Annotated in this window: 19 protein-coding genes; 14 read left to right on the forward strand and 5 right to left on the reverse strand. The window is 38.8% G+C overall.

What is annotated here, in order from left to right:
• Position 1: 1 nt before the first annotated feature.
• From D172_RS01935 to D172_RS01945, 3 genes are all read right to left on the reverse strand, one after another.
• Positions 2-1,489, reverse strand: coding sequence for an exopolyphosphatase (locus tag D172_RS01935; RefSeq protein WP_007375978.1), 1,488 nt, complete (start codon positions 1,487-1,489; stop codon positions 2-4).
• Positions 1,482-3,569 (reverse strand): polyphosphate kinase 1, encoded by a 2,088-nt coding sequence (ppk1, locus tag D172_RS01940; protein WP_033038204.1) that lies wholly within the window; start codon positions 3,567-3,569, stop codon positions 1,482-1,484. Before ppk1 ends, D172_RS01935 begins: the two co-directional genes overlap by 8 nt.
• Positions 3,570-3,665: 96 nt before the next feature.
• Positions 3,666-4,172 carry a glycine cleavage system protein R gene (locus tag D172_RS01945; protein ID WP_007375981.1) on the reverse strand — a complete coding sequence of 169 codons (507 nt, stop codon included), beginning with the start codon at positions 4,170-4,172 and terminating at the stop codon, positions 3,666-3,668.
• A 382-nt stretch (positions 4,173-4,554) separates the two neighbouring features.
• Between D172_RS01945 and D172_RS01950 the strand changes: the two genes are divergently transcribed.
• From D172_RS01950 to D172_RS01980, 7 genes are all read left to right on the forward strand, one after another.
• Positions 4,555-6,789, forward strand: a complete 2,235-nt coding sequence (locus tag D172_RS01950) for an ABC transporter permease subunit (RefSeq protein WP_033023240.1) — start codon at positions 4,555-4,557, stop codon at positions 6,787-6,789.
• Positions 6,790-6,804: 15 nt separating this feature from the next.
• Positions 6,805-8,454, forward strand: a complete 1,650-nt coding sequence (gene pstA, locus D172_RS01955) for a phosphate ABC transporter permease PstA (RefSeq protein WP_007375983.1) — start codon at positions 6,805-6,807, stop codon at positions 8,452-8,454.
• Positions 8,455-8,481: 27 nt separating this feature from the next.
• Positions 8,482-9,309, forward strand: coding sequence for a phosphate ABC transporter ATP-binding protein PstB (gene pstB, locus D172_RS01960; RefSeq protein ID WP_007375984.1), 828 nt, complete (start codon positions 8,482-8,484; stop codon positions 9,307-9,309).
• Positions 9,310-9,355: 46 nt separating this feature from the next.
• Positions 9,356-10,057 (forward strand): phosphate signaling complex protein PhoU, encoded by a 702-nt coding sequence (gene phoU, locus D172_RS01965; RefSeq protein WP_007375985.1) that lies wholly within the window; start codon positions 9,356-9,358, stop codon positions 10,055-10,057.
• A gap of 150 nt (positions 10,058-10,207) precedes the next feature.
• Positions 10,208-10,885 (forward strand): TIGR00153 family protein, encoded by a 678-nt coding sequence (locus D172_RS01970; RefSeq protein ID WP_007375986.1) that lies wholly within the window; start codon positions 10,208-10,210, stop codon positions 10,883-10,885.
• 39 nt (positions 10,886-10,924) lie between these two features.
• Positions 10,925-12,193: an inorganic phosphate transporter gene (locus D172_RS01975; protein ID WP_007375987.1), complete on the forward strand. Its 1,269-nt coding sequence runs from the start codon at positions 10,925-10,927 to the stop codon at positions 12,191-12,193.
• Positions 12,194-12,275: 82 nt separating this feature from the next.
• Positions 12,276-13,202: a hydrogen peroxide-inducible genes activator gene (locus tag D172_RS01980; protein WP_007375988.1), complete on the forward strand. Its 927-nt coding sequence runs from the start codon at positions 12,276-12,278 to the stop codon at positions 13,200-13,202.
• Between the two features lie 18 nt (positions 13,203-13,220).
• Here the strand turns inward: D172_RS01980 and D172_RS01985 are convergent, their stop codons facing one another.
• Positions 13,221-13,433, reverse strand: coding sequence for a hypothetical protein (locus D172_RS01985; protein ID WP_007375989.1), 213 nt, complete (start codon positions 13,431-13,433; stop codon positions 13,221-13,223).
• 200 nt (positions 13,434-13,633) lie between these two features.
• Positions 13,634-16,150, reverse strand: coding sequence for an EAL domain-containing protein (locus D172_RS01990; protein WP_007375990.1), 2,517 nt, complete (start codon positions 16,148-16,150; stop codon positions 13,634-13,636).
• 185 nt (positions 16,151-16,335) lie between these two features.
• Between D172_RS01990 and queA the strand changes: the two genes are divergently transcribed.
• The 7 genes from queA (at position 16,336) to D172_RS02025 (ending at position 24,710) form a co-directional block, all read left to right on the forward strand.
• Positions 16,336-17,367 carry a tRNA preQ1(34) S-adenosylmethionine ribosyltransferase-isomerase QueA gene (gene queA / locus D172_RS01995; protein WP_007375991.1) on the forward strand — a complete coding sequence of 344 codons (1,032 nt, stop codon included), beginning with the start codon at positions 16,336-16,338 and terminating at the stop codon, positions 17,365-17,367.
• A 270-nt stretch (positions 17,368-17,637) separates the two neighbouring features.
• The gene (gene tgt / locus D172_RS02000; RefSeq protein ID WP_007375992.1) at positions 17,638-18,765 is read left to right on the forward strand and encodes a tRNA guanosine(34) transglycosylase Tgt; all 1,128 of its coding nucleotides are present in this window, start codon (positions 17,638-17,640) and stop codon (positions 18,763-18,765) included.
• Between the two features lie 26 nt (positions 18,766-18,791).
• A complete protein-coding gene (gene yajC, locus D172_RS02005; RefSeq protein WP_007375993.1) occupies positions 18,792-19,130 on the forward strand; it encodes a preprotein translocase subunit YajC in 339 nt (112 codons plus the stop codon).
• Between the two features lie 19 nt (positions 19,131-19,149).
• Positions 19,150-21,009 carry a protein translocase subunit SecD gene (gene secD / locus D172_RS02010; RefSeq protein WP_007375994.1) on the forward strand — a complete coding sequence of 620 codons (1,860 nt, stop codon included), beginning with the start codon at positions 19,150-19,152 and terminating at the stop codon, positions 21,007-21,009.
• Positions 21,010-21,018: 9 nt separating this feature from the next.
• Positions 21,019-21,966, forward strand: coding sequence for a protein translocase subunit SecF (gene secF, locus D172_RS02015; RefSeq protein WP_007375995.1), 948 nt, complete (start codon positions 21,019-21,021; stop codon positions 21,964-21,966).
• A gap of 132 nt (positions 21,967-22,098) precedes the next feature.
• Positions 22,099-23,883 (forward strand): GGDEF domain-containing protein, encoded by a 1,785-nt coding sequence (locus D172_RS02020; protein ID WP_007375996.1) that lies wholly within the window; start codon positions 22,099-22,101, stop codon positions 23,881-23,883.
• Between the two features lie 17 nt (positions 23,884-23,900).
• Complete coding sequence (locus D172_RS02025) at positions 23,901-24,710, forward strand: substrate-binding periplasmic protein (RefSeq protein ID WP_007375997.1); 810 nt, start codon at positions 23,901-23,903, stop codon at positions 24,708-24,710.
• Positions 24,711-24,739: the final 29 nt, after the last annotated feature.

The raw sequence follows: 24,739 nt of genomic DNA on the forward strand, positions 1-24,739 counted from the left end.
TTTAGGAGCAATCAAGCGCTATACCCACTTTCTTTAAGTAACGCTGTTCTTGTATTAAATCAGCTTGTAGTAGTGTGTGTTCTTGCAAGTAGTTATCGCAAAATTTTATAAATAAGCCGGTGCTATTTGCGCTAATTTCCATATTGGGTTTTTGGCTTACTTGGCGTTTTTGATTAAATAGAATCGCTAAACGCAAAATAGTAATAAGCTTGAGCACTTGCTGCTGAGAAATAGTTATGAATTCAGATAACTCATCGAGCCTAATTTTTTTCCGGTAAAAGCGAATCAACGAACTTAATATTACCTGTTCTTGTTGGGTAAAGCCGGGCAGCTGGCTGTTAGCAACAATATAAGCGCTGTGTTTATTAATACCCGAAGAGTTAATTGATAGGCCAATTTCGTGAAGACTAGCAGCCCATGTTAACAAAGCAATATCATCATTGTTATTAAGCTGCCACGGCGCTTTAAGTTGCTCATAAAGCCAAGTTGCAGTGTTAGTAACACGGATTGCATGTGCTTTATCTACAGTGTATCTATCACTTACGTTATTAATGGTATTGCTACGAATGTCTTTATCGGCCAACTTTTGCTGCATTTCATGTAATAAACCTTCACGTAGCGAAAAATCACTATAAGTTAGTTCTTTAATCAAAAACTCTCTAAAAATAGCAATGAGTATCGCTAAACCGCCACAAATACTTTGCTGTCGTTCCGGTGTTAAACCTTCAATGAGTAAATTATCGCTATGTTTGGCATTTATGAATTGCTGTTTAAGGGTGACTAAATCATTGTAGGTTATACAAGGCTGATGCGGGTTTTGGGCGCCCACCATAGCCAAAATAGATTTAATAGTGCCAGATGTACCAATAACGTTTTGCCAACCCTCATTGATGTAATTAGCAAAAATAACCTCTATTTCTTGTTCTGCTTTTATCTCTGCTTTATTAAAGCGTTTGGCGTTTATTATGCCGTCACTAAAAAATTGCTTGGTATAACTTACGCACCCTATATTTCGGCTTGTGAGTAACTTATGTTTAAAGTGCTTACCTATTATTAGCTCGGTGCTGCCGCCGCCAATATCAATTACTAAGCGGTTTTCTTCATTGTGTACATAATGCGCGACACCTTGATAAATGAGCCGTGCCTCTTCTTGCCCTGCAATAACATCAATATGAAATGGAAAGATCTTATTGGCTTGTGTTAAGAACGCATGGATATTTTTAGCTCGTCTAAAAGTATACGTTGCAGCTACTTTTACATTACATGCAGGGAAGTCTTGTAGAGTATTTGCAAATTGTTTAAGCACTATTAGGGCACGATCAATTGCTTGCTGGCTTAGCCTAAATTTATCGTCTAGCCCGTCAGCTAAATATACACGTTGCTTTTCTTTATGCAGAATTTGCAGTGTGCCATCCACTTCACGGGCAACCACTAAATGAAAGCTATTAGAGCCTAAGTCGACAGCGGCAATAGAGGGGTGTTCATCCATTATTATAGTTACCTTCCCACTTTTTTAGGTGGTCATAAATCGCTATTTGCGAGCGGATTTTTTTACGGTTTCCACGTCTTACATAGGCATTTTTTTGTTCGCTATCGATTAAGCGTGCTTTTGTACGGTCTTTAAATTGCAGTTCTAGAATATCAATAATGAGCTGCTTTAATTTCGCATCTAAAATAGGCACGCCCACCTCAACGCGGTGATCGAGATTACGGGTCATCCAATCAGCAGATGAAATATAAACTTTGTCGTTTGCGTTATTACCAAAAACCATTACCCTTGGGTGTTCTAAAAAGCGATCTACAATGCTTATTATTCTTATATTGTCGCTAAATCTAGCTACCCCTGGTATTAATGAACACATGCCACGTACAATTATACGTATTTTAACGCCGCGACGACCAGCGTAGTAGAGTTTATCAACAAGCTGTTTATCGACAAGGTTGTTTACTTTAATAGTAATTTTACCTGCACAACCGTTCTCTACATGCTGAATTTCTTTATCGATTAAATCAAGTAAAGTGTCACGAGCATTTACAGGTGACAGCATTAAGTATTCAAAATTAAAAGGTTTGTAGCTACTTTCTATAAATTTAAATACGCTATCGCATTCCTCGCAGATCCCAACATGTTTTGTGAATAAACTAAAGTCGGTATAGATTTTTGCTGTTTTTTCGTGAAAGTTACCAGTGCCAATGTGTGCATACTTTACTATTTGACCTTTCTCTTTACGATGAATAATACATAACTTACTGTGTACTTTTAACGCGGGTATACCAAAAATCACTCTAATACCTGCACCGCTTAATATCTTTGCCCACTCGATATTATTTTGTTCATCAAAGCGAGCTTTTAGCTCGACCATTACAGTGACTTGTTTACCATTTTTAGCGGCATTGATGAGTGATGATATCAATCGAGATTTACTGGCAACGCGATAAATATTAACTTTAATTTGCGTAACTTTTGGGTCGAATGCTGCTTGACGCACATACTCTAGTAAGTGGTTAAATGTGTGGTACGGATAATAAAGGAGAATATCTTGTTCGCTAATAGCATCAAATACGCTGGTGTGTTTATTAAATGCAGCGCTTTGTAATGCCGGCAGCGGTTTATTTTCAAGGTACTGACGCCCTACATTAGGAAAGGCTATAAAGTCTCTAAAGTTACGATAACGGCCTGCTGGGATAAGTGCGTCGTGATGAGTTACGCTCAGGCGCTTTTTCATTACTTTAAGCATATTATCAGGCATGGTTTCGTCATATACCAAACGAACGGGCTCTGCGTAAATACGCTGTTTGAGGCCTTTAGACATTTTATCTAATAAGCCCTCTTCTAGTTCGTCATCAAGGTTATATTCTGCATCGCGAGTAAGCTTAATTGAGTAACCTTGAATTGTTTTAAAACTAAAAAAGCTATTAAATACATCATTTAAAAAATATAAAATAACGTCATCAAGCATCACAATAGTTTTATGGCGACGAGTTTTTTCAGGCGGTAAATTTATAAATCTTGGCACGCGGTCTGTGGGTACTTCGAGCATAGCGTAATGGCTTTTTTCGTCACACATTTCTACGAATAGATAGGTCATGGTGTCGTTGACGTAATCTGAGTAATCTTTATTTTCATCAAGTAATATGGGCGAGATATGCTGTAGTACATTGTCATTAAAGTAAATTTTCAACCAATTTAAATGGAATTCGCTTAGCTTTTCAGGACGATCAACATGGATGTTATGTGCGGTTAAGTCACTTAAAATTTGCTGATGAACTTGGTTAAATTTTTTACCAAGCAATAATACTTTTTTTTGTACTTGGCCTAAAAGAACTTCGTCTTCTTCAAAATTAGCATCAGGTAGTTTGCTTAATAAAATACGGCGCTTAACATCGGCCACTCGAACTCTGAAAAACTCATCAAGGTTATTTGAAAAGATACCTAAGAAACGCATACGCTCAATGATTGGGTTACTTTTGTCTTTTGCTTCTTGTAATACGCGCTCGTTAAACGATAGCCAGCTTAACTCTTTTGCAAAATATTCAATAACTTGCGTTTTTCCAGTATGGGCATTCATATTTTATTCCGCGATTAGATGCTAAATAAAATATAGTGCAAGTTCATGACATTAAAATGACATGCGTGTCAGGTTTATGACACGCATCAAGGAAGGTTAAACGTCTTCAACATCAACAATCAAATCACTAGTTATCGATTCGAGAGCATCAATTACTTCATCTTTATTCATTCCATTAGGTAATGTTATGGTAGCTACGGCGCTAAAAATAGGGACTCCCCAGTTTGGGGCGCTCTGTTGCCTTGAGTTTAAATGGGTAATGTTAGCGCCCTTATGGCGAATAACACTGGCAAGTTCTTGTACTATTCCAGGGCGATCGTTTCCTGTAATCACAAAGTTTAGCTGTTCAAGTTCAACATGTTCTATTTCTGTATTGCCGGTTTCAATACGTACATCAAGCTTAGGCAATGCGTTTAATGCATTTTGAAGTGATTGTAAATGCTCTTCAGCGACCTCTAGCTGTATGATCCCTGCAAAGTGACCAAGCAAATGACTTAAGTTACTGCTGAGCCAATTACCGTTATTTTTTAAAATAATGGTTGAGATGCTTTCTACTAAGCCAGGGCGATCTTTCCCTAAAATTGTTATAACCAACTGCTTCATAAATAATTCTCTTTTTTAAGCCCAAAGAAGGTAAATGCATAGGCATTAAGTGTTTATCTAACTTAAATCTAAATATTATGGGTTGTTTTATAAACGATAGGTTCAAACCCTAGAGTTGTGCGCGTCTAGCAATGTGCACTAAGTGCTTAGCTCATTGCTATTGTTATTTATTAGGCGCCTTTCAGTATTGACCTCGATAAATACTTTGTCCAATAAATTTATAATTAAGTTCACTTATAAACTATTCGTTTAATGCAAAATATGCAATGAATTAAACCACCTTATTATTAGCTGGCTAAAAAGGTTTATTGTTACCGCTGTAACAATACTGTCATCTTGATGAAATATAATTTATGCAACGTTAAGATTTAAGGGTGTTTTGATGACTTCCAATCCGAATAAGCCGACTTTTAATACGGATCGAAGCCGTCTATTTAAAGATCGGTTTGCCAAGTTTGGCATAACCGCAGGTGGAGTAATGGTATTAATAGCGCTGCTATTAATTTTTTTCTACCTCCTTTATGTAGTACAACCGATTTTTGAATCAGCAAAAGTTGAAAAGCGCGACAGTTTCAATGTTGCCAATGCAGATCAAATTGTTGGTTTAGGTGTTGAAGAGCAAACAGAAGTTGCTTTTTTACTTAGCAAGCAAGGCAATGTAGATTTTTACAATGTAGAAAAAGCTAGTTTTGGTAAAAAACTTAAAACACTTGATGTAGAACTACCAAGTGAAGTGAGCAGCTTTGCGACCAGCGCACCGTTTCAGGGGCAATATGCCTATGGCTTACAAAACGGTTCGGTGGTGATTGTTGCACCTAAATTTTTAGTCACGTTTCCAAATAATGAACGTAAATTAACGCCGCGAGTTGATTACCCACTTGGCGAAATGGCGCTAGAAGTAGATGAAGAAGGCGCTGCTATATCGCGTTTTGCATTTAGTCATTATGAAGATAAAACAGCTGTTGTGGCATTAACGGCTGACAAACGTGTTTTGTTTAGTGGCTTTGTCGCTGAAGAAAACATGTTTACTGGCGAGGTAGAATGGGTTGTTGAACGTACTGAGTTGAACATTGAAGGGCGCGTCGATGAGCTTTTAATTTCACCTGATACAACGCGTACTTTTATTCGTTCAGCTAATCAAATTTATGTATACGATACACGTGATTCAAGCGACGTTGAGCTAATTCAATTACTTTCGGCAAATGAAGAAAATGCAAATATAGTATCTGCACAATTACTTGCCGGTGCTAACTCATTGATGCTTGCTAATGATAATGGTGAGGTTTCACAATGGTTTGAAGTAAATACTGAGACTGGTCGTGAATATCAAAAAATCCGCTCATTTGAAACAAGTAAACAAAGTAAGTTAAATATATTTACAGAGTTTTATCGCCGAACTTTTTTTACTACCAGCAGTAATGGCGAACTTGGTGTGTACTATACAACAAGCGAAGCCAAATTATGGCAAGGCAAGGTGAGTGAAGGTGCTATTAAAGACTTTGCTATTGCACCACGCTCTAACGCCGCATTAATTTTAGCTGACAATAAACTTACGGTACTTGAAATACATAACGAACACCCTGAGGTAACCTGGTCTGCGCTATGGGAAGAAGTATGGTACGAAGGCTACCCTGAGCCGGGTTATATTTGGCAGTCAACATCAGCAAGTGATGACTTTGAATCTAAGTTTTCACTCGTACCTATTTCGTTTGGCACAATAAAGGCAGCATTTTATGCCATGTTATTTGCGGTACCTATTGCACTTTCTGCAGCCATTTATACAGCCTACTTTATGTCGAGTGAGCTTCGTAAGGTAGTGAAACCAACCGTAGAAATAATGGAAGCATTACCCACTGTTATTTTAGGTTTTTTAGCTGGTCTTTGGTTGGCTCCTTTAATTGAAGAGCATTTGCCAGCCATTGTTGGGTTATTAGTATTACTGCCATTGGGCATTTTAGGTACGGCATTAGGCTGGACAAAGTTGCCAGCAAGCATTCGCCATAAAATACCAGAAGGTTCTCATTCAATCATCCTTATTCCGGTTGTGTTACTTATTGGCTGGTTTTCGTTCGCAATGAGCGAAACAATTGAACTGTGGATGTTTGATGGCAATGTTCGTCAATATTTAACGAATGAATTAGGCATGACGTTCGATCAGCGAAACTCGTTAGTTGTTGGTATTGCGATGGGGTTTGCGGTTATTCCTACTATATTTTCGATTGCTGAAGATGCGGTATTTAGTGTGCCAAAACATTTATCAAACGGTTCATTAGCTCTGGGAGCTACTCAGTGGCAAACGCTTGTGCGTGTTGTATTACTAACAGCCAGCCCAGGTATTTTTTCAGCAGTAATGATGGGGTTAGGCCGTGCAGTTGGCGAAACAATGATTGTATTAATGGCGACAGGTAATACACCTATTATGGATTGGAGTATTTTCCAAGGCATGCGTACTCTTGCGGCAAATATTGCGGTGGAAATGCCAGAGTCAGAAGTGGGTAGTTCACATTATAGAATTTTGTTTTTAGCCGCTTTTGTACTATTCATATTCACCTTCATTTTTAACACAGTGGCTGAGTTTGTTCGTCAGCAACTACGTGAAAAATACAGCTCAATGTAAGTGGAGAGACACGACATGATAAAGCAGTGGTTTAGGTCTGGTTCTCCTTGGATTTGGATGACCGGTGGTGCAGTGAGCATCAGTTTAATTTCAGTGCTAGGTATCCTAGCAATGATAGCCTGGAAGGGATTAAGTTTTTTTTGGCCTTCTCAAGTTGTACAGTTTGAACTTGAAGGGTCAATTGCAAAACAAACCGTAATAGGTGAAATTTACGACCGTGAACTTGTTCCTAAAGAGCGTTTGACGGCAACGGGTATTGATGTATCTGCATTCGATAAAGAAGAGTTTGAACGTTTACTGATAAAAACGGGTAATCGGGAATACGTAGATTTAGATTTTCGTTGGATATTAGAAACTGACATAAAAGATAAATCAACGCCAGCGGCACTTGCAGTATTCGAACGTAGCAAAAACGGTAACTTTTATGGCTATGTAGAAAATGTAATTAAAGATGGCAAGCCGGTGGCTGGCGATAAAGTAGAAATACTACATGAGCTTGTTGAGCGTGCTGTTGATTTAAACGATGAGGCACTCGATTTACAAAATGGCGATATAGGCCATATTAACTACGAACTTGAGCGTCTTCGTTTAAAAGAAAAGGGCTACTTACTCGATAACGCATTAACAGATGAACGTGTAGCAGAGCTTGCTCAAGCGCGTGCTGATTTACGTGCCGAATATGGCGTACTTGAAAAAGATTTATTTGCACTACGTAAGCAAGCTAAACGTGACTACGTAACCGTAAAAGATATGCGCGGTGAAATTGTTACTATTCCTATGTACCAAGTACTTGATGTTTGGTTTCCAAACGACATGGGCTTTTTTGCAAAGTTAGGGCACTACTTTGTACAGTTAGGTAAGTTTGTATCTGATGACCCACGTGAAGCAAATACCGAAGGCGGCGTTTTTCCTGCTATATTTGGTACAGTGTTTATGGTTATGTTGATGGCTGTAATCGTGACGCCGTTTGGTGTTGTTGCTGCAATTTATTTGCACGAGTATGCCGCTAAAAATGCTATCACTAAAATGATTCGCATCGCGGTGATTAACTTAGCGGGTGTGCCTTCAATTGTATACGGTGTATTTGGCCTTGGCTTTTTTGTATACATGTTAGGTGGCAGCTTAGACCAATTATTTTATCCAGAAGCATCACCAACCCCAGTATTTGGTACACCTGGTGTAATGTGGTCGGCGTTAACGCTCGCTATACTGACTTTACCTGTTGTTATTGTATCGACTGAAGAGGGTTTATCTCGTATTCCTAGCACTGTGCGCGATGGTTCACTCGCACTTGGCGCAACAAAAGTTGAAACGTTATGGCGTATAGTAATTCCAATGGCAAGTCCTGCAATTATGACCGGTTTAATATTGGCAGTTGCACGTGCTGCAGGTGAAGTTGCACCACTAATGTTGGTGGGCGTTGTGAAAATGGCACCTACATTACCACTGGATGGCAACTTCCCGTACTTTCACTTAGATAGAAAGTTCATGCATTTAGGTTTTCATATTTACGATGTTGGCTTCCAAAGTCCTAATGTTGAAGCGGCGCGTCCGCTGGTATACGCAACGGCCTTTTTATTAGTGTCGGTGATTATTACGCTTAACATAACGGCTATTGGTATACGTAATCATTTACGTGAAAAATTCAGATCGCTTGAACACTAATTTGTAAAGATTTTATAGGTAACAAACATGATTACAGTCGCTCCACAAGTAAACCAAGCAAATTTAGGCTTGAAGTTAGATTTAGAAAACTTAACTGACGATCAAAAAGCGTTAGAGATTAAAAATCTCGATCTTTACTACGGTGATAAGCAAGCACTTAATAAAGTGAATATGAACATTCCTAAAGGTCAAGTAACCGCGTTTATCGGCCCATCGGGTTGCGGTAAATCAACATTGCTGCGCTGTATCAACCGCATGAATGATTTGGTTGATATTTGCCGAATTGAAGGTGAGATATTACTTCATGGGCAAAATATATATGATAAAAGTGTTGATGTAGCCGCACTTCGCCGTAACGTAGGCATGGTATTTCAGCGTCCGAACCCATTTCCTAAATCTATTTATGAGAATGTGGTATATGGACTACGCTTACAAGGTATTAAAGAGAAACGTAAATTAGACGAAGTAGTAGAGCAGTCGCTTCGTGGTGCAGCATTGTGGGATGAAGTAAAAGACAGATTACACGATAGTGCGTTTGGTTTGTCGGGTGGTCAGCAGCAACGTTTAGTTATTGCTCGTTCAATTGCGATTGAGCCAGAAGTGTTACTATTAGATGAGCCTACATCAGCGCTTGATCCAATTTCAACGTTGGTAATTGAAGAGCTTATTAACGATTTAAAAAACAAATTTACCGTTGTTATTGTTACACATAACATGCAACAAGCAGCGCGAGTGTCTGATCAAACAGCCTTTATGTATATGGGTGAATTGATTGAGTATTCAGATACAAATACCTTATTTACAACACCAACTAAGAAAAAGACCGAAGACTACATTACCGGTCGTTACGGTTAATTAGCCCGTTATAACGTGTTGTATAAGATTAAGAGAGAAGGCAATTATGGAACATAATATTAATAAGCATATTTCTGGCCGGTTTAATCAAGAGCTAGAAAATGTACGCAACCATGTATTAAGCATGGGAGGCCTCGTTGAACAACAACTAAGCAGCGCACTTGACGCCGTTAGTCGTAACGATGCAGAGCTTGCTCAAAAGGTGCGTCAGAACGATTACAAAGTAAATGCTATGGAAGTGAACATTGACGAAGAGTGCACTCGCATTATTGCTCGTCGTCAGCCCGCAGCCAGTGATTTACGGTTAGTAATTGCAATTGCAAAAACGATTGCTGATTTAGAGCGTATTGGCGATGAAGCAAAGCGCATTGCAAAAGTGGCATTGGATTCATTTACTAAAGATCAGCAAGATTTATTAGTTAATATTGAAAATATGGGTCGCCAAGTATTAAAAATGCTTCATGATGTGCTTGATGCGTTTGCGCGTATGGATGTACAACGTGCATTTCAGGTTCACAAGGAAGATGCAAAGGTAGATAGAGAGTATGAAGCCATTACACGTCAAATAATGACCTATATGATGGAAGATCCTCGCTCAATCCCGAAAATTATGGACTTAGTGTGGTCTGTTCGTTCGCTTGAGCGTATCGGAGATCGTTGCCAAAATATTGCGGAATACATTATATATTTCGTAAATGGCAAAGATATTCGTCATACATCTCAAGAAGATATAGAAAAATCTCTATAAATTTAATTATTTCATTCTTTTGTATTAAAGCGGCCTTGTGTCGCTTTGTGCATTGTTAGCACAAGTGAAGCAATAAAAAGCATTCACAATCGTTGTGAATGCTGTAAAATTCATGCTGCAAAGCATATCAATTTGATTAAAGGGTCAGTTATGCCTACAAACGCGTTTTTAGGAGTATTTGCAAAATCTCCTATCAAACCTATGGAAGAACACATCAAGAAGGTTCATCAAGCAAGTAAAGCTTTGATACCTTTTTTTAATCACGTATTTAAAGAAGAGTGGGTACAAGCAGAAGAGCTTCGTATCACTATTCGTAATTTAGAGCGTGAAGCCGATGATATGAAAAGAGATATACGTTTACAGCTACCGCGTGGATTATTCATGCCGGTAGAGCGTACAGATCTGCTCGAATTAGTAACCCAACAAGACAAAATTGCTAATAAAGCGAAAGACATTGCTGGACGTGTGATTGGTCGTGAAATGACCATTCCTAAAGTTATGCAAGTTGATTTTCTTGCTTATTTAACTCGTTGTGTAGATGCAACTAAACAAGCATCTAAAGCAATTAATGAGTTAGAAGAATTGCTAGAAACTGGTTTTAAAGGTCGCGAAGTGACCTTAGTAGAAAAAATGCTAGTAGAATTGGATGCGATAGAACAAGACACGGATGAAATGCAAATAAAAGTACGTCGCCAACTGCGAGTTGTAGAAGGTGAGCTAAATCCAATTGATGTAATGTTTTTATACAAAATCATTGAGTGGGTTGGCGAGCTTGCAGATATTGCAGAGCGCGTAGGATCACGTCTTGAGCTGATGTTAGCTCGTTAATTTAAAATCAGTTCAATTACGAAAGATTAAGGTTACACAATGGATATCATTGCATCTTACGGCACGGTATTAATTTTAATTGCCGCAGCAGTCGGCTTTTTTATGGCTTATGGTATTGGCGCGAATGACGTTGCTAATGCTATGGGTACTTCAGTAGGTTCTAAAGCGCTTACAATCAAACAAGCAATTTTTATTGCGATGATTTTTGAATTTGCAGGTGCTTACTTAGCAGGTGGTGAGGTTACATCAACAATCCGTAAAGGAATTATTGATGCAGCACCATTTGCAGATATTCCTGAGCTTATGGTTCTGGGCATGATTGCTTCTTTATTTGCAGCCGGAACATGGCTATTAATGGCTTCGTTCCTAGGTTGGCCGGTATCAACTACTCACTCAATCATTGGCGCAATCATTGGTTTTGCGTTAGTTGCTGTTGGTACTGAGGCAATCCAATGGGATAAAGTAGGTGGTATTGTTGGTAGTTGGATTATAACACCGGCTATATCAGGCTTTATTGCATACTTAATATTTATGAGTGCGCAAAAGCTTATTTTTGATACAGACGCTCCACTTAAAAATGCTAAACGTTATGTACCGCTTTATATGGGTCTAGCAGGCTTTATTATGGCTTTAGTTACAATTAAAAAAGGCTTAAAGCATGTTGGCATAGATTTAGGTGCTGTTGAAGGCTATGCACTTTCTATCGCTATTGCGGTTATTGTGGGTATTATTGGTAAAATTGCCATTTCTCGTTTGAAGATTGATCCTCAAGCGGATAAGCAAATGCAGTTCAACAATGTTGAAAAAGTATTTGCTGTATTAATGGTATTAACTGCATGTTGTATGGCATTCGCCCATGGTTCTAATGACGTTGCTAATGCTATTGGTCCACTAGCTGCTGTTGTAAACATTGTTGAAAACAATGGTGAAATTGCTAAGAAAGCCGCTATTGCATGGTGGATTCTACCGCTTGGTGGTTTTGGTATTGTGGCAGGTCTTGCTATTTTAGGTAAAAAAGTAATTAAAACGATTGGTGAAGGCATTACACATTTAACGCCTAGCCGTGGTTTTGCTGCTGAACTAGCTGCTGCTTCAACGGTTGTTATTGCATCAGGTACTGGTATGCCAATCTCTACTACTCAGACCTTAGTTGGCGCGGTATTAGGTGTAGGTATGGCACGTGGAATTGGAGCACTTAATATGGGCGTAATCAGAAACATTGTAGTTTCTTGGGTAATTACGTTGCCAGTTGGTGCTGCCCTTGCTATTGTTATTTTCTACGTACTAAGAACCGCTTTTGGGGTTTAACAAAAAAGTACTTAAAGACTTTTAGCTTGAAAAGATCTCAACGCCCTAGGTGTTGGGGTCTTTTTATTTGTGGAAAGAAAAAATGACCAATCTTCCAAGCATCAAACAGCTACAGTATTTATTAGCTGTTCATCAACATCAACACTTTGGGCGTGCCGCGAGCGCGTGCTTTATAGGTCAATCCACTTTAAGTAGTGCGATTCAAAACCTTGAAGAAACACTTGGTTGTCAGCTCATCGAGCGAGAAAATCGTAGCCTTATGTTTACCAGCATCGGCGAAGAAGTTGTAGAGCGTTCTCGTAAAATAATTAATGATACAATTAGCTTAAAAGAGCTGACTAAAAGCTTTTTAACTCCCCTCAGCGGTAAGTTAACCGTGGGTGTAATACCGACTATCGCGAGCTTTATTGCTGCGCCGCTCTATCACTTTTGCAAACAAACTTTTTGCGACTTAGAGCTGGTATTGATAGAAGACACGAGCGATAAACTACTCGACAAGCTCGAGCATGGTCATATTGATTTAGCGCTATTAGCCTTACCATACGAAACGGATAAGTTTCATACTCAAATTTTGGCAAAAGATCATTTTAGCTTAGTGCATCATAAAGAATATATGCCTGCAAAGGGGGTAGAGGACTTTAATTTGCTACCAGATGCGAGTGTATTCTTACTGGAGCGTGAGCATTGTATGACAGGGCATGCGCTTAGTGCGTGTCACTTAAATCGTGCTAGTTGTATTAATCCATTTGAAGCAGCAAGCTTGCATACTTTGCTTAGCATGGTTGAACATCAACTTGGCGTGACTTTTTTACCGCAAATGGCAATTAATGCAGGAATTTTAGATAATAAAAATATGACAGCGACACCATCGCAAAGCGACGCATACCGTGATATCGGTATATTGTGGCGTAAAACAACGGGACGAATTCGCGACTTTAAATTATTTAGTCAGCAGCTTGAGGTGTTTTTACAACGCCAATGTAGTTTGGAGTTTAATAAAACAAAGTGATTTAAATGTTAAAGCAGCCTAAAGAGGCTGCTTTTGATCATGGTTATGGTGTTCAAAAGGTTCTAGCTCCGGTAAAAATAATAAATAGATCCACACCACTAAATTAAAATAAGGCATGCAACCTAATACTGTAAATACTCGAATTGGGTAGCCCTTTATGCTTGCGTATCGATAGCATTGATACGCTATTGCAAAGTGAATAAGTAGTAATAAGATAATCAATTGCGTCATATTTATCTCCTCAAACCTTATTTTAAAACAGCCCGTGATTTAGGGTTCTGTATTTGCAATAGGTAATGTCATGTTTGTTAAGCGTAATCCTTTAAATAACATGACATTCGTATTGTGATGAGGAAAGTATAGGTAAAAAAGATAATAATGATAGTAATAAAATGCTTAAAATTGTTTATTAATGCTTAATATGAGCTAGGTTATTGTTGGTAAAAAACTTTATTTTTTAAAATATTTTCAAGCTCTGTCTTTACTTTTTCAACCGCCATAGGACGTGCAATAAAGTAGCCTTGTCCGTAATCCACACCAATCTCTTTTAGTGCAAAAAATATATCTTTATTTTCAACATACTCAGCCACAGAACGCTTATCGAGTGACCGGCTTATATCATTAATTGCTTTTACTAACGCTAAATCGATGGGGTCGTTAAGCATGTCACGTACAAATGAGCCGTCAATTTTTACATGCTGTGCGGGAAGCTGCTTTAAATAATTAAAAGTACTAAAGCCGGTACCAAAGTCATCTATAGAAAAGTGACAACCTAAGCTATTGAGCTTCTCAATCATCTTACGTGTTGCTTTTAGATTATTAATACTTGCAGATTCAGTAATTTCAAAAATAATACGAGTAGGTGATACTTGATATTTTTCTAAGCTTGACTCTATAAGCGGCAGTAATCGTTCATCTAAAAATGATTGTGCTGATAGATTAATTGCGACTTGATTTAATTCTGGGTGTTTTTCAACACAAGCAAGCGTGTTGCGAATAACACATTGATCCATCAAAAATGTATCGTTTAACATTTCAAGCGATGGAATAAATTGATTGGGGTACACAAGTTTATCATTGAGCTTTAATCGTAGCAGCACTTCAAAGTAAGCAACTTTACTTTGTTTGAAGTCCCAAATAGGCTGATAATGAAGCTCTATATTATCTTGTTGTAATGCTTGGCGGATTTCGTGACCCCATTCCAAACCTGTTTGCAATGTCTTATTTTGCGAGTCTTCTTTTGAATAACAGTGGACTAAATTTCGACCTAAATTTTTAGCTATATATAAGGCGATGTCGGCTTGTTTTAAGCATTCATTGGGATCGCAATTTTTAGATGTTATTTGAGCTAAGCCAATAGAGCAGCTTATTGTGTAAACTTGATCCTCTGATTTAAAAGTATGCTGTTCAATTGCGATACAAACACCTTCGGCCACTAAATGCGCTTCTAATAAGTTCATGTTTGTTAAAATAACAGCAAATTCGTCACCGCCAATACGGCAAACAAGGTGTTCATCACCAATATTGTCTTTAAACAGTTGAGCCACTTCTTTTAAGACAATATCGCCCTGATGGTGGCCCTTACTGTCATTTATTATTTTAAAGTGATCAAGATCGATATAAATAATAGCATGTTCTATATCATCGAAAGTGTGCTTTGGTTGGCAGATACGATTAAGTTGTTGATCAAAATAATAGCGGTTATGTAAGCCTGTAAGTGGATCGTGATGCGCTAAATGACGTAACTGTAATTCAGCTTGCTTTCGCTCATGAATATTGTCGATTGTGGCGGTAATTGTTGCTGTATTACGACTATTTTTGATCAGTTGAAACCTGCATTCTACCCAAATTTGAGTGCCATTTTTGTGCTGTAACTTAATTTCTACTTGTTGCTGATTTTCACCACCCCCTAAAATATCACAAATCGTATTTTGTAATTTTTCTTGGCATTCATTAATACAAAATGCGGTTAAAGGTTTTTGCAGTGTTGGTTTTACGCCATGACCACTTAGTGTTTCCCAAGCTGGATTTATAAAGCGTATTTTACCTAGTTGATCAAGTTCAAGTACCACGGTATTTAAGTGTAATAGAATGCGTTGGTGGGCTGAGAATAACTCTTTATATTTCACTTCACTTACACTCAATTGCTCAACTTTGTTGGCAAATTCAGCATAACTGACCATAAAGTCTTCTCGACGTGCTGCGTGGTCACATACTTTATTTAAAAAAGAAGGGTCGTAGGGGGCACGAATAAAATCGGTAACACCTGATAATAAGAGCTGCTCTGCATAATTTGCATCATCATTATCTATAATTGTTACAATTGCCTGTTTTGGGTTATGTTGCAAAATTTCTTCTACTAAAACACTCGACGTTTCAGCTCTTGCGGCTGTGGCATCTAACAGTACGATGGCAAATTTTTGCTGGTAGTAAGCGTTTAGCGCTTCTTTGCTTGTTGTTGTATGTGTAATTGCAAAGTTTAGCTTTAGTTGTGCGCTAATATCATTGGCTTTATCTTGCAGTGGCTCAAGTAATAAGAGGTTTAAGCGGCTACTTTTTTCTAAATGTGTCGACAGCACATTAGCCAAAACCTGTGGCAGCATGTCTTGTTGCTCAAAAGGCAGTACGGCATCAATACCATAACTACGCGCAGTTGTTTCTGCGATGCGTTCACAATAAATGGGAGGGATGAGTAGTATCGGCGTATTCTTTGGTGTTTTTAATAAACCCGAACGGATCATCCGTGAAAAGCGCCAACCATCTATTTTACCAACATTGAGGCCCGTGATAATAATATCAACAGGCTGTTGCTTTAATAGTTTTAAAGCTTGTTGGCTGTCTTGTACTTCAATAAAAGCAAAAACATTCAGGCTCTCTAAAGTGGCACGAATAGTAAGGCGTTCAGCACGACTTGCGTTTAATATTAGCAATTTAAGTTGCTCTACCACGTATTTCTCAACCCATATTTATTTAACCGAATAAGAATAGTGATTTTTTGATTGAAGAACAAGAAAATTAATGGTCATTCGTAGGCTTGCGTACTTCAATTTTGCAGAATATAAGGGGATTTCTTGAGCTTGATAGGCGATAGATATACACTTGGCGCGATTTTAAATGATGTGGATTACTAACTATGCGCGTAGCTGATTTTAGCTTTGACTTACCTGATGAATTAATAGCTCGCTTTCCTAAGCCGGATCGTACGAGTAGTCGTTTACTTAGCCTAGATGGGCCTAGTGGTAGTGTAGAACACAAAGTCTTTAGTGACATACTTGAACTGGTAAATGAAAACGACTTACTGGTTTTTAATAATACCAGAGTAATCCCTGCACGCATGTTTGGTCAAAAAGCATCAGGTGGTAAAGTTGAAGTATTAGTTGAACGCGTACTTGATGAACATCGTGTGCTTGCACATGTCCGTGCTAGCAAATCATTAAAGCCTGGTAATGAAGTTATTTTAGAAGGTAAGGCCAAGGCAATAATGGTTGCACGCCATGACACGTTATTTGAGCTTGAATTTGATCACAGTCAAAACGTACTTGATATATTAAACGACATTGGACACATGCCATTACCGCCTTATATCGACCGTCCTGATAACGAGGCAGATCGTGAGCGCTATCAAACAGTTTATGGTGAAAAACCAGGGGCAGTGGCAGCGCCTACTGCTGGTTTACATTTTGATAAACAGTTAATGGCTGCATTAAAGGATAAGGGCGTGCAAATGGCTTTTGTTACCTTGCATGTTGGTGCAGGTACTTTTCAGCCAGTGCGTGTTGATAGTGTTGACGATCATATAATGCATTCCGAATACATTGAAGTGCCAGAAGATGTGGTAGCGGCTGTTGCAAAAACTAAAGCGAAAGGTGGGCGCGTTATTGCCGTTGGTACAACCTCAGTGCGTTCATTAGAATCTGCAGCAAAAGTACATGGTGGCAAGCTAGACACTTACTTTGGTGATACAGATATATTCATTTATCCGGGTTATCAGTTTAATGTAGTGGATGCCATGGTTACTAATTTTCACCTACCGGAATCAACGCTTATAATGTTAGTGAGCGCCTTTAGCGGGCAAGACAACATTATGGGTGCGTATAACACAGCAATTGAACAGCAGTATCGTTTTTTTAGTTATGGCGACGCGATGTTTTTAACACGTAAATAGTTAAGTAACCGGCCCTATTGCAAGTAAATTCAACACAGTTAGCGCTGAAAATAGTTGCTTGAGACAGACTTATTATCCAGGGTTCAGGTTAAGTATTAAATTATCAGTAAAAATGATTACAAACCCCAGTTAAGTTGCTGGGGTTTTTTATTTGAATGAAGTTATCAGTATTGAATTTACCGCAGCTAATAGTATTGGCTGGTCAAAAAGGGTAGAATCGAGCGGTTAAATTATAGCTTGTTGGACTGTTTTTCTGACATTGAGGATGATATGAAATTTGAATTAGACCGTACTGACGGAAAAGCGCGCCGTGGCCGCTTGATTTTTGACCGTGGTGTAATAGAAACACCTGCATTTATGCCTGTTGGTACTTACGGTACTGTAAAAGGTATGACGCCAGATGAAGTAAAAGCGACTGGTGCACAAATTTGTTTAGGTAATACCTTCCACTTAATGCTTCGCCCAGGTACTGAGATCATTAAGCAGCATGGTGATTTACATGACTTTATGAACTGGGATTTCCCTATTTTAACTGACTCAGGCGGTTTTCAGGTATTTAGCCTAGGCGCAATGCGTAAAATCACTGAAGAGGGCGTATTATTTCAATCACCTGTAAATGGTGATGAAATTATGATGTCACCTGAAAAATCGATGGAAGTACAACGCGATTTAGGTTCAGATATTGTAATGATATTTGACGAATGTACGCCGTATCCAGCGACTGAAAAAGAAGCTAAAGATTCTATGGAGCTATCTCTTCGTTGGGCTAAGCGCTCTAAAGAAGGTCATGGCGACAACCCATCTGCTTTGTTTGGTATTATTCAAGGTGGTATGTACCCAGAATTACGTGCACAATCACAAGCCGGTCTTGAAGACATTGGTTTTGACGGTTATGCATTAGGTGGCCTATCAGTAGGCGAGCCTAAAAACGAAATGATGAACATTCTTGATCACTGTGCGTTTAAAATGCCAGAAGACAAACCTCGTTACCTTATGGGTGTAGGCAAACCAGAGGACTTAGTTGAGTCGGTTCGCCGAGGCATTGATATGTTTGACTGTGTTATGCCAACGCGTAATGCACGTAATGGTCATTTATTTATTACCACAGGTGTGGTTAAAATACGTAACGCAGTGCATAAAACAGATACAGGGCCACTTGACCCAGAGTGTGATTGCCATACGTGTGGGAATTATTCACGAGCTTATTTGCATCACCTTGATAAATGTAACGAAATTTTAGGTGCGCGACTAAACACAATTCATAATTTACGTTACTATCAACGTGTTATGGAAGGTTTACGCAATGCAATTAGCGAAGGTAAATTAGAAGAATTCGTAAAAGATTTTTATGCTCGCCGAGGCCAAGATGTGCCAGAGCTAGCAGATATAAAAAATTAAACTTTAAAAATTAAAGAGGAAGTATCATGAGTTTATTTATTTCAAACGCACAAGCAAGTACAGGCGCAGCAGCGGCAGGCGGCGGCACTATGCAAATGCTAATTATGTTAGCTATTTTTGGTTTAGTTTTTTACTTTTTGATTTATCGCCCACAAGCTAATCGTGTTAAAGAACACAAAAGCTTAATGAATGCGATGGCTAAAGGTGACGAAGTGCTAACTCAAGGTGGCTTAGTAGGTAAAATAGTTAAAATTTCTGAAGATAAAGATTTCATCGTTATCTCTTTAAATGAGCAAGCAGAAGTAACAGTGCAAAAATCATCTGTATCTGCAGTATTGCCAAAAGGCACAATGAAGTCGCTATAAAAATAATAAGGACGACCCCGTGTTAAACAAGTTTCCGGTTTGGAAGTATTTACTTGTTTTAGCTGTGGTAGCCATTGGCCTTTTATATGCTTCTCCAAACTTGTATGGTCGCGATCCGGCTATACAAGTTTCAGGTGCTAAAGGTGCTGATGTTGATCTCAGTGTTGTAGACAAAGTAAACGAAATCCTCAAAAAAAATAATGTAACCGCTAAATCGACAATACTTGAAGATGGACAAATTTTAGTTCGTTTAAAAAATGTTGAAGAGCAGTTAAAAGCGCAAGATTTACTGCGTGATTCGCTTAGTGATGATTACATTTCTGCCATTAATATGGCACCTGCTCAACCAGCTTGGTTAAAAGCGGTTGGTGGCAACCCAATGAAGTTAGGCCTTGATTTAAGTGGTGGCGTTCATTTCACCATGGAAATCGATATGGCAACAGCGGTTGATAACCAACTTGAGCAAATGGAACAAGATTTTCGCAGTGATCTTCGCGAAGAAAAACTACGTTACCGTAGTGTTCGCCGTGTAGCTGGCTCTGAACGTATGCGTGTAGAAATGCGTACCGAAGAAGACAAAAATGCTGCAGAAAGTTTCTTAGAAACTCGCTACCCGCTAAACGTTTACATTGATGATAGCAGCAACGATAAAGCATTTTTTGCAACAATGAGTGAGCAAAAACTCAAAGAAATTCGTGACTACGCTATCAAGCAAAATGAAACGATTATTCGTAACCGTATCAACCAAATTGGTGTTGCAGAGCCTAACGTACAACGCCAAGGCGCTGAGCGTATTATTGTTCAACTACCCGGTATTCAAGATACAGCACGCGCTAAAGAAATTTTAGGTGCGACAGCAACACTTGAGTTTCGTGAAGTAGACGAAAACGCCGATATTAGCGCTGCTGCCCAAGGTCGTATCCCAGCGGGTACTGAAATGATCATGAGCCGCGACGGTTACCCTGTTGTACTTAAAAAGCGTATTATTTTAGAGGGCAGCCATATTACGGGCGCGCAATCTGGCGCTGATGAATACCAACGTCCGCAAGTAAGTATTACGTTAGATAGCAAAGGTGGGGCAAAAATGAATGCCTTTACCAAGCGTGCTATTGGCAAGCGTATGGCAACGGTATTTATTGAATACAAGCCATCAGGTAAAAAAGATGCAGACGGTAAAGCACTTCCACCTATCAAGGTCGAAGAAGTAATTAACGTAGCAACAATTCAAGCTCGTCTTGACCGCTCGTTCCGTATTACGGGTATTGATAACCCTGCTGAAGCGCATAACTTAAGTTTGCTACTTCGTGCAGGTGCGCTTGTAGCACCAATTCAAATTGTTGAAGAGCGCACAGTAGGTCCAAGCTTAGGACAAGAAAATATTGAAGCGGGTATGACTGCGGTTGCACTAGGTTTTGCGTTTGTACTGGTGTTTATGCTTGTGTACTACAAAGGCTTTGGTATGGTTGCAAACCTTGCGCTTGCGGCTAACTTAGTACTGATTGTTGGCGTTATGTCTTTAATTCCAGGCGCTACACTTACGCTACCAGGTATTGCGGGTATTGTATTAACCGTAGGTATGGCGGTTGATGCCAACGTACTTATTTTTGAACGTATTCGTGAAGAACTGGCCGATGGCCGTAGTCCTCAACAAGCGATTCATTTTGGTTACGATAGCGCATTTAGCACTATATTTGATGCCAACATCACGACACTAATTGCTGCCATTATACTGTTTGCAGTGGGCACAGGTCCGATTGCGGGCTTTGCAGTGACACTTGCGATTGGTATTTTAACTTCAATGTTTACAGCCATCGTTGGTACCCGTGCGGTAATCAACTTATTTGTTGGTGGTAAACGCATTGATAAACTTTCGATTTAAGGAGCAGGCATGCAAATTTTAAGTTTGGGTAGTAGAACCCTTCGTTTCATGTCTCTTCGAAAAGTGGCTATGGGTTTTTCGACGTTACTAATTTTAGCGTCGTTTGCATCAATTTTTGTTAAAGGCTTAAACTTTGGTTTAGATTTTACAGGCGGTACTGCTGTAGAAGTTGGTTTTTCACAACCTGCTGACCTTAAAAAAGTACGTGATGCGCTAGCTGAAAATGGCTTTTCCGATGCATCGGTACAATTGTTTGGTTCAAGCCAAGAGATTTTAGTTCGCTTAGCGCCACGCGGTAGCGATGTAAAAGCGGAAGTGATTGGTAACCAAGTAATCGACGCACTTAAAAAAGCAGACGACAGCGTAGTAATGCGCCGTATTGAGTTTGTAGGCCCAAGTGTAGGTGAAGACTTAAAAGAGCAGGGTGGCCTAGCCATGTTAACTGCACTTATTTGTATCTTAATCTATGTTGCATTTCGCTTTGAATGGCGCTTCGCTGTGGGTGCGGTAGGTGCACTATTACACGATGTTATTATTACTGTAGGTTTGTTTTCTATATTAGGTTTAGAGTTTGATTTAACTATATTGGCGGCAATTCTTGCGGTAATTGGTTATTCACTTAACGATACCATTGTTGTGTCGGACCGTATTCGTGAAAACTTCCGTAAAGTACGTATTGACGACACAGTTGAAATTATTGATATTTCACTTACCCAAACACTTAACCGTACACTTGTAACATCAATCACCACTATTTTAGTATTGATTGCCTTGTTTGCATGGGGCGGACAAACTATTCATGGCTTTGCAACTGCATTGTTATTTGGTGTGTTTATTGGTACTTATTCTTCTATTTATGTTGCCAGCTCTGTTGCACTTGCAATGGGCGTAAGCAAAGAAGATTTAATACCAGAAGTAATTGAAAAAGAAGGTGCAGACCAAGACGCTATGCCGTAATGGTTGTGTAACTGTTAAAAAAACCGCTCTGTTGAGCGGTTTTTTATTGCGTGGCGTTTATTTCAGTGCAATAAAATTGTAATACAGGCTTGCTACTTTATTATTCTTATCAAATTATAATTAGAGTCCGACGTGACCGTACAACACAAAGTTTTAGAGTATATTTTAAATAATGCTGAAATAACGACATTATTTCAGCCTATTTTTAATATATCTAATCAAAGTATTATTGGTTACGAAGCGCTCAGTCGCGGTCCTAAAAATAGTCCACTTGAAATGCCGAATAAGTTATTTGAAGTGGCTCATCAGCATGCATTAATTTCAGAACTTGAATTATTATGTCGCTCTAAAGCAATCGAAAACTTTGTAAAATTAAACCTCCAAGGCAAGCTCTTTTTAAATGTAAGCCCTAAAACTTTACTCGATCCGTGTCACCCCAAAGGCGAAACGTTGCATTTAATTGAGCAATTTGGATTAGCTGCGAACAGAGTTGTGATTGAGGTTACTGAGCAAGAGAAAGTTGATGATGGGTTTTTACTTTTAAAAACAATTGCTCATTATCGAGAGCTTGGTTTTACCATTGCTATTGATGATTTAGGCGCTGGCTACTCAGGGTTAAAGCAGTGGTCTGAGTTATGTCCAGATTTTGTAAAAATAGATCGCTATTTTATTGATTTTTGTGATGAGAGTGACGTTAAAAAAGAGTTTTTAAAATCAATCACTATACTTGCTAAAGCAACTAATACAGCCGTTATTGCAGAAGGTATTGAGCGTCCGGAGGAGCTGGCGTTAGTTGAGAGCTTAGGCATTAGTAACGTACAGGGATTTTTACTCGAAAGGCCCAGTTTACGACCAAGTTATGACTTTAGTTCTGAGCAAATACAAGCACTAACATTTAAAGCAAAGGCGCTCTGTGAGCAATCAATGGCAATAGGGTATCTTGCTTTAACTCAGTCAGCAATTGATAGCGACACACGCTGTAAGGATGCTCACAAGCTATTTGAGCAAGACAAATCAATTATTAGTATCCCAGTATTAAATCAAGATGACCAGCCAATTGGTTTACTCCATAAAGATCAGCTAACGGAAGTATTTGCGGCCCCCTACGGGCACGCACTTTATGATAAACGCCCAGTTACAGAATTAATGGACAAGCAGCCATTAGTCGTTGACGAGAATCAAATGCTTGATGTCGTAAGTAAGCAAATAACAGATCAGGATTTTGATATACGCAGGCATATAGTTATTACACGCAATAATAAATACTTGGGATTAGCGCCCCTGAGAGATATTTTAAAACATATTACCGAAGAAAAAATTCGCCACGCACAGCACGCTAATCCGCTTACTATGCTACCAGGTAATGTTGCTATAAATGAAGCTATAGAGCAAAGGCTGCGTAATAAGTTAAAATTTTCATTAGCTTATATAGACCTAAATCACTTTAAACAATTTAATGACTTATATGGTTATGCCAGCGGTGATAGTGTAATTAAATTATTAGCCGATGTAACAGTGCAAGCTTGCACAAACAGTGCTAACTTTGTAGGACATATTGGCGGTGATGACTTTATGGTTGTGTTTGACCAAAGTGATGCAGTTACAATTTGCAATACAATTATTGAACGGTTTGAATTGCAGTCACAGCTATTTTTTACTCCTGAGCATATTAAAAGCAAAGGATACTGGGCTACAAATCGCGAAGGTGAAAAGCAATTTGTCCCCTTACTGACCTTATCGATTGGTTTGGTTGAACCTGATTTACAACAGTGTAAAAATAGTCATCAAGTAGCTGCATTAGCGACTGATGCTAAAAAAGAGGCCAAACGATACCGTCATAGCTATCTTTTTATCTGTAAGCGAAGAAGGCCTACACCAGCGGTGGTGCGTTTAGCAAATAGTAAAAAGGTAGTTTAACAAAGTAGGTGATTATTATGTTGCCATTTAAGTATCTGGTTAGCGTTGTAAGCTTGTTTGTGTGTAGTGCTATAGCAAGCGAAGTCAATATTATTAATGTCCCTCAAGATCAACACTCGCATTTTACGCGTGACGACTACCTCAATGAATTACTCTCAAAAGCACTTATAAGAGCCGATTACTCAGCTGAAATAAATTTAGTGCCAGTTCACCCTCATCAACAACGAAATCTTATGGCACTTGATGGGAACGCCCTTGATTTATATTGGAGCATGAGTAGCCCTGAGCGAGAGTCGTTGGCGATTGCAATTAAAATCCCTTTATTTAAAGGGTATATTGGTAAAAGAGCACTGCTTACGAATACAAAAAATGTAGATAAATTTAAAGGTATTACCTCTGTTGAGCAATTATCAATGCTTATTGCAGTGCAAGGTCATGATTGGCCTGACATGCGGATATTAGTTAACAATGGACTAAGTGTTAGGCCACTTTCTAATTTAAACTCGATGTTTGCATTAACAAGCCAGGGGCGGATTGATTATTTTCCGCGCTCATTCATCGAAGTTAATTCAGAGCTCATGGATTTAAAAGATAAGAATTTAGTAATAGTGCCAGATTTATACATTAGCTATCCAACTGGGCTTTATTATTTTGTCTCAAAAAATAAACCCGAACTGGCTCAAGCGATTGAAAAAGGGCTTAAAATCATGCAAAAAAATGGTGAATTTGATGCGCTATTTTATGAGTATTTCGCGACAGAGCTTAATTCATTACCTTACACAAAAGGTAAAACAATAGAGCTTAAGCTTGATAACCCTTATTTTTAGACACAAAAAAAGGAGCCTGAGCTCCTTTT

It is taken from the genome of Pseudoalteromonas sp. Bsw20308, from assembly GCF_000310105.2.
Taxonomy (GTDB): domain Bacteria; phylum Pseudomonadota; class Gammaproteobacteria; order Enterobacterales; family Alteromonadaceae; genus Pseudoalteromonas; species Pseudoalteromonas fuliginea.